This window comes from Vibrio variabilis (assembly GCF_003263785.1).
Taxonomy (GTDB): Bacteria; Pseudomonadota; Gammaproteobacteria; order Enterobacterales; family Vibrionaceae; genus Vibrio; species Vibrio variabilis.
Map to the genome: position 1 here is coordinate 1 of NZ_JYJK01000068.1, position 15450 is coordinate 15450.

General features: G+C 46.8%; 11 protein-coding genes and 3 pseudogenes. 7 read left to right on the forward strand and 7 right to left on the reverse strand.

Annotated features, from left to right (window positions below; genetic code table 11):
- Positions 1–257: 257 nt before the first annotated feature.
- The 5 genes and pseudogenes from TZ48_RS24930 to TZ48_RS09975 form a co-directional block, all read right to left on the reverse strand.
- Entirely contained in the window at positions 258–563 is a 306-nt protein-coding gene (locus TZ48_RS24930) for a winged helix-turn-helix domain-containing protein (protein WP_239670774.1), read from the reverse strand.
- A 32-nt stretch (positions 564–595) separates the two neighbouring features.
- Positions 596–958: a response regulator gene (locus TZ48_RS24935; protein ID WP_239670775.1), complete on the reverse strand. Its 363-nt coding sequence runs from the start codon at positions 956–958 to the stop codon at positions 596–598.
- Positions 955–2364, reverse strand: a complete 1410-nt coding sequence (locus TZ48_RS09965; protein WP_162674531.1) for an ATP-binding protein — start codon at positions 2362–2364, stop codon at positions 955–957. The genes TZ48_RS24935 and TZ48_RS09965 overlap by 4 nt, the downstream gene beginning before the upstream one ends.
- Before the next feature lie 61 nt (positions 2365–2425).
- Positions 2426–4378, reverse strand: coding sequence for a MacB family efflux pump subunit (locus TZ48_RS09970; RefSeq protein WP_112479033.1), 1953 nt, complete (start codon positions 4376–4378; stop codon positions 2426–2428).
- A 3-nt stretch (positions 4379–4381) separates the two neighbouring features.
- Positions 4382–5568, reverse strand: a pseudogene (locus tag TZ48_RS09975) (efflux RND transporter periplasmic adaptor subunit).
- A 537-nt stretch (positions 5569–6105) separates the two neighbouring features.
- Between TZ48_RS09975 and TZ48_RS09980 the strand changes: the two are divergent.
- Positions 6106–7320 (forward strand): phosphoribosyltransferase family protein, encoded by a 1215-nt coding sequence (locus TZ48_RS09980; protein ID WP_112479034.1) that lies wholly within the window; start codon positions 6106–6108, stop codon positions 7318–7320.
- Positions 7321–7397: 77 nt separating this feature from the next.
- Here the strand turns inward: TZ48_RS09980 and TZ48_RS09985 are convergent, their stop codons facing one another.
- Both TZ48_RS09985 and TZ48_RS09990 read right to left on the reverse strand, forming a co-directional pair.
- The gene (locus TZ48_RS09985; protein ID WP_112479035.1) at positions 7398–8327 is read right to left on the reverse strand and encodes a DUF808 domain-containing protein; all 930 of its coding nucleotides are present in this window, start codon (positions 8325–8327) and stop codon (positions 7398–7400) included.
- Between the two features lie 64 nt (positions 8328–8391).
- Positions 8392–9044, reverse strand: a pseudogene (locus tag TZ48_RS09990) (glutathione S-transferase family protein).
- Between the two features lie 106 nt (positions 9045–9150).
- Between TZ48_RS09990 and TZ48_RS09995 the strand changes: the two are divergent.
- The 6 genes and pseudogenes from TZ48_RS09995 to TZ48_RS10020 all read left to right on the forward strand — a co-directional run bounded on the left by TZ48_RS09995 (position 9151) and on the right by TZ48_RS10020 (position 15440).
- Positions 9151–9961: pseudogene (locus tag TZ48_RS09995) on the forward strand (LysR family transcriptional regulator).
- 266 nt (positions 9962–10227) lie between these two features.
- On the forward strand, positions 10228–12675 hold the full coding sequence (locus TZ48_RS10000) for a DmsA/YnfE/YnfF family dimethyl sulfoxide reductase (RefSeq protein WP_112479036.1): 2448 nt from the start codon (positions 10228–10230) through the stop codon (positions 12673–12675).
- 10 nt (positions 12676–12685) lie between these two features.
- Entirely contained in the window at positions 12686–13300 is a 615-nt protein-coding gene (locus TZ48_RS10005) for a DMSO/selenate family reductase complex B subunit (RefSeq protein ID WP_042477459.1), read from the forward strand.
- Between the two features lies 1 nt (position 13301).
- Positions 13302–14144, forward strand: coding sequence for a DmsC/YnfH family molybdoenzyme membrane anchor subunit (locus tag TZ48_RS10010; RefSeq protein WP_112479037.1), 843 nt, complete (start codon positions 13302–13304; stop codon positions 14142–14144).
- Between the two features lie 81 nt (positions 14145–14225).
- Positions 14226–14834 (forward strand): TorD/DmsD family molecular chaperone, encoded by a 609-nt coding sequence (locus tag TZ48_RS10015; RefSeq protein WP_112479038.1) that lies wholly within the window; start codon positions 14226–14228, stop codon positions 14832–14834.
- Positions 14835–14876: 42 nt separating this feature from the next.
- Complete coding sequence (locus TZ48_RS10020; protein WP_112479039.1) at positions 14877–15440, forward strand: ferredoxin-type protein NapF; 564 nt, start codon at positions 14877–14879, stop codon at positions 15438–15440.
- The last annotated feature ends 10 nt before the right edge of the window (positions 15441–15450 follow it).

The window sequence follows — 15450 nt, forward strand, 5'->3', positions numbered from 1 at the left end:
GCAGGGGTGGAAGTAAGGGGGCCATTTGTGCTCGTCAATCTTCGGCTAGCGTGAGCTACCCAACTTTGAGATGACGTCATTCCTGCGCAGGCAGGAATCTAACCACCGCGGTACTGACCTGCCACTTAATGCTGAAAGTCGAGTTAAGTGGCGTTGATACACTCGTATTTTTCGAATGACTACTAATGAAAGGTTTTTCGTAACGCATTTTTGCCCCATTATGAGTTACAAACACATTTTAAAGATGCAATATTTGCCTACCCACTTCGGTGAGCAAACTTATACCCCACACCATAAACGGAACGAATTGGTGATTCGCCCGTAGAAACTTTACTTACTTTTTTACGAATATTCTTGATGTGAGTGTCGATGTTACGGTCCGAGACATCAGCCGTGTCTGAATAAGCCCGATTTAAAATATCGTCACGGCTGAACACTCGACCTGTGTTCTCAAGAAATAGTTTTAGGATCTTGAACTCTTGGGGAGTTAGGTCAATTAACGCCCCCTCAAAGCGAACTTCAAACTCAGCAGGCTTCATTTCAAAACCGGATTCGATGATCATCGATGTTTGCTGATTTTTCGTATTTGTCGGTGCTACTCGGCGTAATACCGTTTTAATGCGGGCAATGACTTCACGTGGCTGAACGGTTTGCAGATATAGTCATCCGCTCCAAACTCAAGCCCCAGCAGTCGGTCAATTTCTTCGCTTTTTGCCGTGATCATAATTATTGGCACCTGAGAAAATGCTCGAACCTGTTTGCATATTTCCATGCCATCGGTATCGGGCAGCATCAAATCAAGCAACATCATATCGACATGGTGTGTCTTGATATAGTTGATGACGTTAGCGCCACTCGCGAGATGTGTTGCTCCAAAGCCACTGTTTTGGCAATACGCCACCAGAACTTCTGCGATATGAGCTTCATCCTCGATAATCAAAACTTGAGGTCTTGTCATGGGTTGACTTCCTTAAACAGTGGTAATCGGATGGTCACTTTTAGACCGCCAAATGGTGAATCACTCGCAACAATACTGCCTTGATGCGCATCGGCAATTTGTTGACACAGAGCCAAGCCTAACCCTGATCCGCCATGTTCGCGGTTTCGAGAGGACTCGACTCGAAAGAAACGCTCGAACAGTTTGTCATGCATCTCAATAGGTACGTTTGGTGCTGAATCTTGTAACACTAGTGTGAGGTTTTGATCTTCAATCTGAGCAATAAGGTTCACTTGCCCGTTCGCATGCGTATATCGGTAGCTGTTTTCCAACAAATTGGTAAATAGCTGCTTTAGACGGTCACTATCACCAAGTACCTGACAATGTGCATTGTTCAGTAGAGGAATTAACGTCGAACAGTCAACGGAGAATGATTTTTGATCGAACTTTGCTTCAAATCCGCTCAACACTTCAAGTAGCAATTGTGCTGGCTGCACCACCTCTTTTTTATAGGAGAGGCCTCCGACATCGGTGATAGAGAGTTGGTACAAATCGTTAACGATGCGGCTTAATGAATCCACCTGATCCACCATCAGTTGAATGCGCTTTTCATCGGCTTGGAAAACGCCATCTTGAATGGCCATCAGTTGCCCACGCATCACGGTTAATGGTGTTTTGAGTTCGTGCGAAACATCCGACATCCATACCGAGCGGTTAGTTTGATTTTTCTCTAAGGTTTGCGCCAGTATATTCACGTTTTGCGCCAAATGAGCAATTTCATCCTTGCTTTGCTTTTCAACGCGAACTTGATAATCACCTCGAATCATTCGATAAGTACCGGAGATAAGACGGCTGATAGGTGAGACCAGATGCCGAGAGAAAACCCACGCAGTAACAAATGATAGAACAACCACAGCAAGTGCGATGGTGTAGTAATTTCTGGTCTGTTTAGCCAGAAACTCATTTTCGGCACTATAGCTACTAAGTTGAGCGGGTATGAATGAGAGGTAGCCCACCACATTACCATCATGCAGAATGCGCTGGTTATGGGCTTCTGGGTGAAGTTCTTTACGCCCGATCACCACCTCTTTATTAGCATCAAAAAGGCTCACTCGTCGTGGTACGTGTAGTAAACGTCCTAAACTGTATTCGCTTTCTGCCTCTTGTGCTGATTGGTCTACTTTGCGATGAAAGTTAACAATACTCTTCCACAGTGCATCATCTTGCTTTAAAGAGTCCCAGCTTTTTTCTTGGTCGTAAAACAGGGTCAGTTGCTCTTGCAGCGCCGCAACATGTTTTAGCTCTTCGGCTTCGACATAATCATTAAAACCCGTTGATAGGTTATGCGTGACCAGCAGCAACATTAATCCTACTGATGTAAAGCTCGTCACACAGAAAGCAAAGAAGAATTTGTAGAGTAGTTTCAATGGTCTGTCCTAATCCTAAAGAGAGCTCACCCCATGCACTATAAGTGATGGGGCTTTGCATTTAATCTCGTGCTAATGCTTCTACTGGGTCTAACTTGGCGGCATTGCTCGCAGGTAGAAATCCAAAGACCACGCCAATTAGAGTCGAGCAACTGAACGCTGCGATGATAGAGTTTGTTGAATAGATCATTCGAATGTCACTACCCATATACTCTAATGCAAATCCAATAAAGTAAGCCAAGCCGATTCCCATCAAACCACCTAAAACACAGACTAACACAGCTTCAATCAGAAACTGACGTAAGATGTCAGTTTGTCTAGCTCCAACGGCCATGCGAATACCTATCTCCCTTGTGCGCTCGGTAACGGATACCAACATAATATTCATCACACCAATTCCGCCTACAACCAATGAGATAAAGGCAATGGCTGAGATGAGCATGGTCATGGTGGATGAGGTTTTCTCGATGTTTTGACGAATCGCATCGGTATTGACGGTAAAGAAATCCTCCGCGCCATGACGCGCTTTGATGAGCGTGATAATCGCCTGTTCAGCTGCCGAGCTTGATACCTCGTCATTGAGTCTTACTGTAATGTCGTTCACAAAGCTTTGATTAAGCAATCGACCCGATACCGTGGAGTAAGGTAGCCAAACATTCAAGGTATCGCTGCTATTAAGGCTATCTTCTTGCTCTGCTGTGACCCCAATAACGCGCACAGGTAGCTGACCAAGGAATATGACCTTCCCTATCGGGTCCTCGTCTTGAAAAACGTCGGTGACGACGTTGGCATCAATGATCGCTACTTGTTCGAGCGAATCGATACTCTCTTGGCTGAAAAACTGCCCTTGTTCGAGCTCAAGCCCTTTAACTCGAAAGTAGTCTAAACCCACACCCTCAACGCTTCCGGTATGCGCTTCACTGGCATAACGGATGGCACCATTCGCTCGTACTGTTGGTGTCACGCTATCCACAAAGGCAAAGTTTTCCAGCACTTTGGCATCATCAGCAGTCAGCGTTCGGATACGACCCGAGTGTTTATCACCCCTACCAGTTCCGGGTTTTATCTCTATTGTGTTGGTACCCATATTTGCCATGTTTTCAAGGATGGTTTGCTGTGAGCCAGTCCCCATTGCCACAACTGATACCACTGAGGCGATACCGATGATGATCCCTAACATGGTCAGAAAGGTTCGTAGACGGTTGTTAGACATCGCAAGCAACGCCATCTTAAACGCCTCTAGATAGCGAAAAATGCTGAGTTGTTTGTTGTTGTGTTCTGGAGTCTCGTTGGTCTCTTTAGTCACAACTGGTGAGCTTGGTTTATCGCGGTTTTGCTGATCTTGGATGATTTGACCATCTTTGATTTCGATAACTCGGTCAGCAAATGCGGCAACCTTAGGATCGTGGGTAACAAGAATGATGGTATGTCCGTCAGCGTGAAGCTCTTGGATAAGTTGCATCATCTCTTTGCCACTGTAACTATCGAGCGCACCTGTTGGTTCGTCAGCAAGGATCACATCGCCACCATTGACCAGTGCTCGGGCAACACTCACACGCTGCTGTTGACCACCACTCAATTGATTGGGCTTGTGATCGAGACGCTCCTCTAAACCCAAGCGAGTAAGTAACTGCTCAGCTTTTTCACGGCGTTGTTCTTTAGTTGTGTTCGCATACAGTGCGGGGATCTCTGCGTTCTCAAGCGCCGTTAAGTCACTCAGTAGGTGATAGCGCTGGAAAATAAATCCGAAGTTTTCTCGTCTTAATTGTGCAAGCTGATCAGCATCCATATTTGAAACATCCTGACCATCAATCAGATAATGCCCTTGGGAGGGCTTATCAAGACAACCAAGAATGTTCATCAACGTCGATTTGCCTGAGCCAGAAGCGCCAATAATCGCCACCATCTCGCCTCGATTGATCGTCAGGTCAATGTTATTCAGCACAGTAAGAGCTTGATCGCCAGATTGGAATGCTCGGCTCACACCTTTGATTTCTAATAGTGGATTATTCATGGCTTACATTCTCATTGGACCTTGGTTAACTGGACCACGCATTGGCATATTGCTCGTTGCGTTTGATGACGCTTGACCAATAACCACTTTATCTCCCTCTTGAAGACCGGATGTGATTTCGGCATAAACTTTGTTGTTGAGCCCAACTTCAACGTTTCTTAGCTCCACTTTGTCACCCTGCATAACCGGCACTTGATAACCCTCTTTGCCAGTGCTTTGCAGAATTTGAGCAGGGATCACCAAAGCATCATCGGCACTATCAAGAACAATTGATACCTGAGCCGTCATGCCAATGCGTAAGAGTCTGTCTGGGTTTTGCACCTCGAAGCGTGCGTTGTAATAGATCGCATCGCTATCACCAATTTCTAGATTGCTATCATCACCATTCATTAAAGTCGGCCCCGGCTCAATCGATCGTAATACACCACTAAAACGAGTGTCGGACGCACCAAGAATCGAAAAGTAAGCCTGTTGCCCCTCACTGACATGAATGACATCCGCCTCAGAAATTTGAGCGCGAACCACCATGGTATCGAGGTCGGCAATCTCAACAATCGATGGTGTAGATTGATTGGTGTTGACCGTTTGCCCTTCCTCTACTGAAACGTACACCACGGTGCCACTCATCGGCGCATCAATTGTGGTGTAGCTCAGATTTAGGCGAGCAGTATCGACGTTGATTTCGGCTTTCTGTTTTTCTGCCACTAACTGGTCTAACTCAGCTTGATAGATGGTAAGTTCTGCTTCGGCACTGTCGTAATCTGCTTGTGATGACGCCTTATTACTTAGCATCGACTTGTAGCGCTCAAAGGTGGAGGTAGATTGCTTGATCATGGCTTGTTTAGCGCGAATTTGTGCTCGATAGAGTCGAGTGAAGCAATTGCGTTCTTGAGCTCATTTTGTTGAGTGAGATTGTCTATCTGCGCGATCAGTTCGCCTTGCTGGACTTCTTGGCCTAACTCGACAGCAATTTGTTCAACTTCTCCCGAGACTTGAGCACCGACGTTAACCAATTTGTTTGGGTAAAGTACGCCATTGGTCAACACGACATCCTCGATGTTGCCTTTGCGAACCGTGTCAGTGGTGTACACCATCTCTTGTTGAGCGTTCTGAGCTTGGTAGTAGTATGCTCCGCTCCCGATAGAACCAATCATCAAGCATGTGATAATCGCTTTGGTCAATTTTTTCATCATATCCCCTAAAAGGTTAAGTCGGCTGAACGAACGTTGCTTGATTGATGATGAAATAATAACGAACAAAGATAGGGGAAAAATGAAGCAAGAAATGATTTTAACCTACTGAATAATATCAGCTAATCTGAATTGTGAAGAGATAATGAAGATTGTAGTCGCTATGAGGTTTGCATTGAGGCTCTAGAAAGTATCTGCTACGACTAACTGAAAGATTAGACGCTGTTATCTGGTATTGAATGCACAAAACTTTCCCTTAAATTATCTCTGTCCATTACTGTGCCGACATTGACCAGCTAGCATGCTTTTGTCCAAAAATGAGCTAACAAGAGCTCCTCAAACATCTGACATACGCGTCGAGTAGATTCCGCATCAAGTGCGGAATGACGAAGTCTTTGGCGGTAGTGGCAAAGGTATAGCGATGACAGGCAGAGCCACACTTACCATTAATTACCCTTCCCCCTGCCGTTTTGCTCCCTTTCCCGCTAGAATACCCCCATCACAACCCACTCACTTTCCGAATCAATAAGGAATGCCATGAGCAGCCAAAATCCACTATCTAGCGATATAGTGATTGTCAGTAACTCTTCCGATAACCCGTTTGCCATTGATGTCGCTTATGCGATGGGGCAGCATGAGGACATCTCTGATGTCATCAGTATGAAGCACTTCATGAATACCGAATTTTGCCCGCGCTTCATCTCTGATGAGGACGATATGGACAATATAGGTAATAGCTTAGAAGGTAAGACGGTTATCATCGTCAGCACCGGTAATCTTGTGACGAGTCGTCAAGAGCTAGCCATGCACAACTTTATTATTGCCCGTGCTGCGAAAGAAAACGGTGCGAGTCGTGTGGTGTTGGTGGAGCCAGATTTGTTCTTTTCTGCACAAGATCGTGGCGCGCGTCCTGAGCTTGGTGATACGGGTGGTGAGCGCTCTGTGTCGGACATTAAGAAATTTGATGGTCAGCCGTTTACCGCGCAGCTTTACGCGCAGTTGTTGAAATTGTCTGGTGTTGATGATGTGGTAACGGTACATAACCACTCAGATTCCGTGCAAAAGATGTTCAGCGATGTATTTGGTGGCCGATTCTATAACCTTATTCCTTATCAGATTTACGCGCATTACCTGCTTAACTCTAACATCTTGAATTACGGTCCAGATGGCGAAGGTTTGGTACTTTGTGCGCCAGACAAAGGGGCACGTGATTTCGTTAAAGAGATGTACAACCGAATTGGTTTGAGCAAAGCCAAATTCATCATGTTGGATAAAGAGCGCACAGCTGAACGCAAAGTTGAAATTACTCTGCACAAAGAGAGTGAAGACACCTTCGAGGGGCTAGAAAATTCCAGCATCGTGCTGTTTGACGACATGGTTCGCACCGGTTCAACCGTGGTGAAATCGTGCCAGTTCCTGCAGCAGCTTAAACCTGAGAACATGGTGTTTACCGTCTCTCATTTCTACGCCAGTACCGAAGGTCGTGAGCGTATGTCTCATCCTGCATTAGGCGAGATTCTGACGCTGAATACTATGCCGACCATTCTTAACCGCGATGAGCAAGGTCGCCTGCGTAAGAAGATGGTAGTACTCAAGATTGAGAAGTACTTAGCTCAGGAGCTAAGCAAGATCTTAGACATCCCGCAGCGTTTGGAAGAAGAAAATCCATACAAGATCGATATGTCTTCTAAGAACCCGCGTTTCCAGCGCAAGATTTGGTTCTCTGATCAGCTGTCTGAGCTGAAACGCTAACCAGCGCATTCACTTGATTTAGTAAAGCGATAGATTCGCTATTTTGTAACGGCACATTCCGATAAAGAGTGTGCCGTTTATTTATTTTTGAACGCCATAAAACCTTGGTGCAGCGCAAAACAGACCGCGCCAAGGACAGCGCCACTTGCGAGATGAATCATGCTGGCACCAATACTTTCCCAAAATAGATCCAGGCTAGGGATATGATTAAAGGTGTCCGCTTGAGCGGCGCTTAAGTGTTCTAGCCAGGGTAGGGCGTGGGCGATAATACCACCGCCAACTAGGAACATAGCGATAGTGCCGACAATGCCCAGTGCTTTCATCAACCACGGAGCAAACTGCAGCAGACCCATGCCTATCTTTTGTTTTATCGAACTCTTGTTAGGGTTGTTATTGATAAGCCATAGCCCAGCATCATCAAGTTTGACGATGATCGCCACCAAACCGTAAACACCAGCGGTGACTAATACTGCTACCACACTTAAACCTATCGCTTGCATGGTAAGAGACTGTGCCATCATAGTGCCCAGTGCAATCACCACTATTTCAGCAGAGAGAATAAAGTCGGTGCGAACGGCGCCTTTCACCTTTTGTTTTTCGTAGTCAGCGAGCTCTTCTTCACTCATGGTGAGAGCTGGATGACTGCTGCTTGATACTGAGGTTTCACCGCGATGGCTCCACCAATGATGTACTTTCTCAAAGCCTTCATAGCAGAGAAAGGCGCCTCCAAGGGTGAGTAGGGGAGTTATAAGCCAAGGGGCAACTAAGCTAATCAAAAGTGCTGCTGGCACTAAGATGACTTTATTAAGTAGTGAGCCTTTCGCTACCGCCCAGACTACTGGTAGTTCACGCTCTGTAGAGACGCCGCTGACTTGCTCTGCGTTGACCGCTAGGTCGTCACCGAGCACGCCAGCGGTCTTCTTTACCGCGACTTTGGACATGACAGCCACATCGTCCATCAGTACAGCAATATCATCAATAAGCGTCAGTAAACTTGCGCCAGCCATGGAGAGGTTCCTTTAAGTACTATTTACCTGTTTTCCATGGCTTTAGTGTAGTTGATGTTAAATGCTAGGCACAGACTTCTTCGCCTGCTTCATCTTCCATCACGATATCCGTCTCTGAGCTTGCCTCTGCAAGCCATCGTAAAATCGCCGCGCTCGAGAGGACTTTGTCTTGATAGCGCTTTGCAGGCTCAGATAGCTCGATGCCATAGGTTCTAAATCTGAGTGCAACGGGGCATACATAGCGTCAGCAATAGACCAGTCGCCAAATAGCCATTGTTCTGGGTATTGACTCATTTGCTCCGACCACATTTCATCGATTCGTTTGATATCCGCACCAGCAGCCTCACTCAAGTCAACTATGCGACGCGCGCGGCAGTTCATGGGTAGCTCATTACGAAGCGCCATAAAACCTGAGTGCATTTCACTGACTACGGCTCGTGCTTTGGCGCGCTCGAGGATAGACGCTGGCCAGCAACGACCGTCAAGATACCGCTCGTTGACATACTCCATGATGGCGAGTGAATCCCAAGTAGTGATATCGGAGTCGACAAGGGCAGGTACTTTGGCCGTTGGAGTGACTTCGGCGAGTGTTTGATAAAACTCGGGAGTGAATAGAGTCAGCTTTTCCACTTCCACATTTACATTGTTTTGAGCAAAGATAAGCCAGGCTCGTAGTGACCAACTCGAGTAGTTTTGGTTTGCAATATACAGTCTCATGTCGCCTCCTTTCTGGTTTGATTTTCATCATAATCAATGGTTTGATGGGTGACTAACGCATAGTTTTAATGAGTGCCATCAATGGAATCGATGGGTGGAGAGAGATATGGATATTGAAGCGCTACGCAGTTATCTGGCCTTTTCGGAAACGGGCAGTTTTACTCGGGCAGCGAAACAGATCAATCGAACGCAGTCGGCATTTAGCGCCAGATGAAGAAGCTAGAAAGCGAAGCGGGGACGCCACTGTTTGAGCGTCAGGGACGTAATATGATGCTCACAGAAGCAGGGCTTGCTCTAAAAGCACATGCGGAGCAAATCTTGGCGCTGCATGATAAAGCGTTGCATCAAGTGCAGAAGTATCAAAACAAAACCTCACTCAGGCTCGGCTGCCCCGAAGATTACAATGAAACCATTCTTCCAAAAGTGATCAGTGCCATCACTAAAACGGAGCCGACGTGCTCTGTTCAAGTCTATTCTCAGCCAGTGTGGTGCTAAGAGAGTGGCTCGATGAAGGAAAAATCGATGCAGCGATAGTGACAAGAGCACCAGACAGTGAAGAGGGCTATTGGCTTGAGTCCGATCATGGAGTGTGGATTGCTGCTGAGAATTTTGATGTCTCTCAAAGGCCGCTGCCTTTAGTTCTATTTCAAACCGATTGTAAATACCATGCTGCTGCCATTGATAGTTTGGCGAAACGCAGTGTGGATCATCAACTTATCGCATGCTGCAATACGGCATCCGCCCAGCGGTCGTTGGTTTCTGCAGGACTTGGCATCGGGGCGATGGGGCAACTAAGCGTAAACAAGGATGTCGTTGTACTAGACAACATGCCACCACTGCCAAATGTCGACATAGTGCTACTCACAGGAGCGACTGCACACCCTTTGATAACGCAGTTATTTATTGCTGAAATTTAGCTCTGTTTAGGGAAGATAGATGAGCATGTAATACGATTTATTTGCGTTACTTGCTCGGAATAATTCTCAATACATTCTGTGGTTAAGCGTAAATGTGATAATTTATTTGTTTTTATGAACGCCTGTTCTAAAAATATTCTACTAAATGACAAGTTTTTGTCAGAAATTACCTATTAAGTAGTAGAGTTGATTTCTATCAACTGTTTCCAGCTTTTTCGTTTGTAACATGCCTGTGATGATGCATAACTATAACTGAGCATGTCCATATGAATAATAAACTGAAGCAATTATTGACGCCGTCGTTGACGCGTCGAGGGTTCATTAAATCCTCGTCGGCCATCGGTGGTCTCGCGGCAGCGACAAGCGCCATCTCTCTCCCCTTCAAATCTGCCCACGCAGAAACCCAATCAGCACCAAGTGACGAAAAGGTTGTTTGGAGTGCTTGTACTGTTAACTGTGGTAGTCGATGCCCACTGCGCATGCACGTAGTTGATGGCGAGATCAAATGGGTCGACGCCGATAACACCGGTACCGATGATTACGCGAATAAAGATGTCCAAGTGCGTGCGTGTCTACGTGGCCGCTCAATGCGTCGCCGTGTTTACAATCCGGATCGGCTTAAATACCCAATGAAGCGTATTGGTAAGCGTGGTGAGGGTAAGTTTAAGCGCATCTCTTGGGATGAGGCTTACACAGAGATCGTTAATAGCCTAGATCACATCAAAAAAGAATACGGTAACGAAGCGATTTATCTGAACTACGGCACGGGTACGCTTGGCGGCACGGTCACTAAGTCTTGGCCTCCGGGTAAGTCTCTGATTGCACGTTTGATGAACTTAACTGGCGGTTATCTGAACCACTATGGCGACTACTCGACAGCACAGATTGCGAAAGGCCTGAGCTACACCTACGGTGGTTGGGCAAACGGCAACTCTTTCTCAGACACTGAAAACAGTAAGCTGATCGTTCAGTTCGGTAACAACCCTGCTGAAACGCGCATGTCTGGTGGTGGTTTGATCCACCACTTAATTGAGAGCAAAGCGAAATCGAACGCGCGCATGATCATGATTGATCCGCGTTATAACGATACAGCAGCCGGCCACGAAGATCAGTGGATCCCAATAAAACCAGGTACCGATGCCGCCTTTATTGCTGCAATGGCGCACGTGATGATCAAAGAAGACTTGGTTGACCAAGCATTCCTAGACAAATACTGCATCGGCTACGACGAGAAGACCTTGCCAGCCTCAGCACCAGCCAACAGCGACTATAAGTCTTACATTCTTGGCCTTGGCGAAGATGGCATCGAGAAAACACCGGAATGGGCGGCGCCAATTACTGGTATTCCAGTTGATATTATCATCCAGACGGCTCGCGAAATTGGTTCAACGAAACCATGTGCTATCTATCAAGGTTGGGGCTTACAACGTACTCAAAACGGTGAGATCGCCTCTCGTGCTATCGCGATGTTGGCACTACTAACGGGTAACTTAGGTATTCATGGCGGCGGCTCTGGTGCGCGTGAGTCAGATTACAACATTCCGTTTGTTCGTTTCCCGACCCTTGAAAACCCGATTCAAACGTCTATTTCTATGTTCCTTTGGACCGATGCGATCGTTCGTGGACCTGAAATGACGGCAACTCGTGATGGTGTGCGCGGTAAAGATAAGCTTGATGTGCCAATTAAGTTCATCTGGAACTACGCTGGTAACTGTATTATCAACCAGCACTCAGATATCAACCGTACCCACGACATCCTTCAAGATGACAAAGCGTGTGAAATGATTGTGGTGATTGATAACCACATGACCTCTTCAGCGAAGTACGCGGACATCATCCTGCCAGATTTGACCACGTCAGAGCAGGCGGACTTCTGTATGGACGGTAAAGCTGCGAACATGCCTTACTTCATCTTTGCAGACAAAGCGATTGAGCCTCAGTTCGAGGCGCGCAGTATCTATCAAATCTGTTCGGATCTTGCTGAGCGTATGGGTGTAGGCAAAGAGTTTACCGAAGGCCGCGATCAAGAAGGTTGGCTGCGACATCTGTACGCGGAAACCTTGAAGCTAGACCCAACACTTCCAGATTTTGAAACGGTTCGCAAACAGGGCATTGTTAAGCGTAGCGACCCGAATGGGCATTATGTGGCTTACCAAGCATTCCGTGAAGATCCAGAGAACAACCCGCTGACGACACCGTCTGGAAAGGTTGAAATCTATTCTGAAGAACTAGCAAGACTCGCTGCGGAATGGGAACTGCCTGAAGGTGATGTGATTCACCCGCTACCGATCTATGTAAGTACTTCCGAAGGCTGGGACTCGCCTCTACGCAATAAGTACCCGCTTCAATTGACCGGTTTCCACTTTAAAGCTCGCTGTCACTCGACTTACGGCAACGTTGATATCATCAAACAAGCCGCGCGCCAGGAAATGTGGATCAACCCGATGGATGCTGAACGTCGTGGAATTAAGAACGGTGACCGCATCAAGATCTATAACGACCGTGGTGAAGTTCGAATCAACGCGAAAGTGACGCCTCGAATGATGCCAGGCGTTGTGGCATTGGGTGAGGGCGCTTGGTACGCACCAGATGGCAATAAGGTGGATCACAATGGTTCCATCAACGTGTTGACGTCTCAAAAGCCAAGTCCATTGGCGAAGGGTAACCCGCAACACACCAACCTTGTCGAAGTTCAACTGGTTAAGAAGGCGTAAGGACTAACTCATGAAACAATACGGTTTTTATATCGACTCGAGTAAGTGCACTGGCTGTAAAACCTGCCAGTTGTCTTGCAAAGACTTTAAAGATTTGGGTGTCGACCGCAGTTTTCGTCGTGTGTATGAATACGCTGGTGGTAACTGGGTAGAAGAAAACGGTACCTACCGTCAGGATGTGTTCGCCTACTACACCTCTATCGCATGTAACCATTGTGATGAGCCTGCATGTGCGAAAGTGTGTCCGTCTGGTGCGATGCACAAGCGTGAAGATGGCTTTGTTATCGTAGATGAGAAGGTATGTATTGGCTGTAAACACTGTGCCAACGCGTGTCCTTACGGTGCGCCTCAGTACAGCAAGGAAAAAGGTCACATGACCAAGTGTGACGGCTGTTTTGAGCGCGTAGCTGAGGGCTTCGAACCTATCTGCGTTGGCTCATGCCCGCTGAGAGCATTGGAGTTTGGCCCGATTGCTGAGCTTCGTGCCAAGTACGGCACTAATGCCGATGTAGCACCGCTTCCGTCTTCTTCACTGACGAAACCTAATATTGTGATCAAGCCAAACCGTCATGCGCGTCCAACTAATGACACGACTGGTCACCTAGCAAACCCTAAGGAGGTCTAAGATGGGATGGCATGAATGGCCTTTGATTTTCTTCACTGTATTTGCACAAACTGCTGTGGGTGCATTTATCGTGATGGGTCTAATCACACTGTTTGGAAAAGCAGATGCGCACGTGAAAACGGGCATTACTCGTAACATGTTCTTTATCTGGGTGTTTATGGGACTAGGCTTTATGGCCTCGACCATGCACTTAGGTAGCCCAATGCGCGCCATTAACGCGTTAAATCAAGTGGGTACCTCGTGGCTATCGCGCGAGATTTTGTTTGGTTCAATGTTCTTTGGTTTGGGTGGCATCTATTGGTTGTTGTCTGTTATTGATAAGGGCAGCGAAGCGATTCGCAAAGGCTTATTGGTTGCGGCAATGGTGATTGGTGTGGTGTTTATGTACGCAATGACCAATGTGTACATCATTGATACTGTTCCTACTTGGGATACACCGTTTACCGGTCAATCGTTCGCACTAACGGCAGTAGTGTGCGGCGTGATGCTGTCACTTATCTTAATGCGTGGAGCAAAACTTGAGTGCCCTAAGCTTGGCAAGATCACGGCAATTGTTGCATCGGTTGCAGGTCTAGCACTTGTGATGACGACGATCTCCATGGTGGGTTCACTACCTAGCATCCATTCAGCGATCGTATCGGCAGCTGAGCTTGTGCCAAACATGGCAGAAATTCAAAATCTACGTTTTGTGTTGGTGTTTGCGGGTATTGCCGCTTGGGTTTGGGCTATGCGTTCTGAATCTCGCTCTATGCCAATCGCGGTGGTGGGTTTTGCGATGGTTATGGTTGCAGAGCTTATTGGTCGCAGCGTGTTCTTTGGTCTTCATATGACTGCAGGCATGTAATGAGTGAGGAGGGTAGGCGTTTGTGCCTGCCCTCTATTACACTCAGCTTTAATGTTTAGAATAACTTGGTAATCTCAGTTCATGTCACAATCAGACGTTATTGATCTTCAAAGCCTACAGACCATGGCCAAGGTGTTTGGCTCACTTTTGTACTTTCCGCTCACTGATAGCAACAACCAAACCTTGATCAAAGCCTTATCGGAAGATAAAGCGCTGGAAAACAGCGAGATTCAAGCTTGGTGTAAAACCGCTCAAACAGAGCTACCAGATGCGTTAAACCAAGACTTCTTTTTGCTGTTTGAAGGCGGCGAAGTGATGTCGGCTCCACCTTGGGGTTCTGTGTATACCGATAAAGAAGAAGTGATCTTTGGTGACAGTACCGTTGCCTATCGCCAGTTCTTGCGTGAGCACGGCATTGAGTTAGACACTGGCATGCGTGAACCAGAAGATCAAATTGGTTTGATGCTGTTTGCAGTTAGCCAACTTTTAGAGCAGCAGCAAGATATCGAAGTAGTAAAAACGCTATTGTCCGAGCACTTGCTCACTTGGTGTTACCGCTACTTTGAATTAGTACAAAAGCATGCCACAACCAACAGCTACAAACAGTTGGCAGCGTTGGTATCTCTATGGTGTGAAGTGGTGCAGGATGTACTCGACATTACGCCAAATTCTGTGAAGCTATATCGTTAAAAATACACCCATCTATCGTGAGAAAACTATCGTGAGAAAGCTATGAGTCGTGATGAGCAGTACGTAAAAGCCTATATGGAGCACAAGACGATAAGCCGCCGTGGTTTGTTTCGCGCTCTAACAAATGGCGCGACTCGTCATCCGGCTGAGACCGATGACTCTCTTGCTTCAAAGTTGAATGCAGAAAAGGTAGTGAGAGTATTACCTAGACCGCCAAAAGCGATAGACGAAGTATTGTTTCAGCAAATCTGTGATGGGTGTGGTGAGTGTCAAAAAGCATGCCCTGAACAGGTCATTTCAATCGAAGGCGGGTTAGCTCAGCTAACGCTGGATTATGGATACTGCAGTCAGTGTGGAGAGTGTGGTAAAAGCTGCCCAACAGGCGCATTGCACGGAAGTATCACCGATAACGGCTTGCGACCAAGCTTTCTAGAGAGCTGTCAAAATGCGCTGTTTGGCGATTGTTACTTGTGTCAGGACGCGTGTCCTCAAAACGCTATAGAGCTGGAAAACTACAGCTTACCCACCGCGAGTGAAAGTAAGTGCGATGGATGTGGACGCTGCAAACAGGGCTGTCCATTTTCATCCATCGCTCTATCTCTGTAACGCCGAGTCT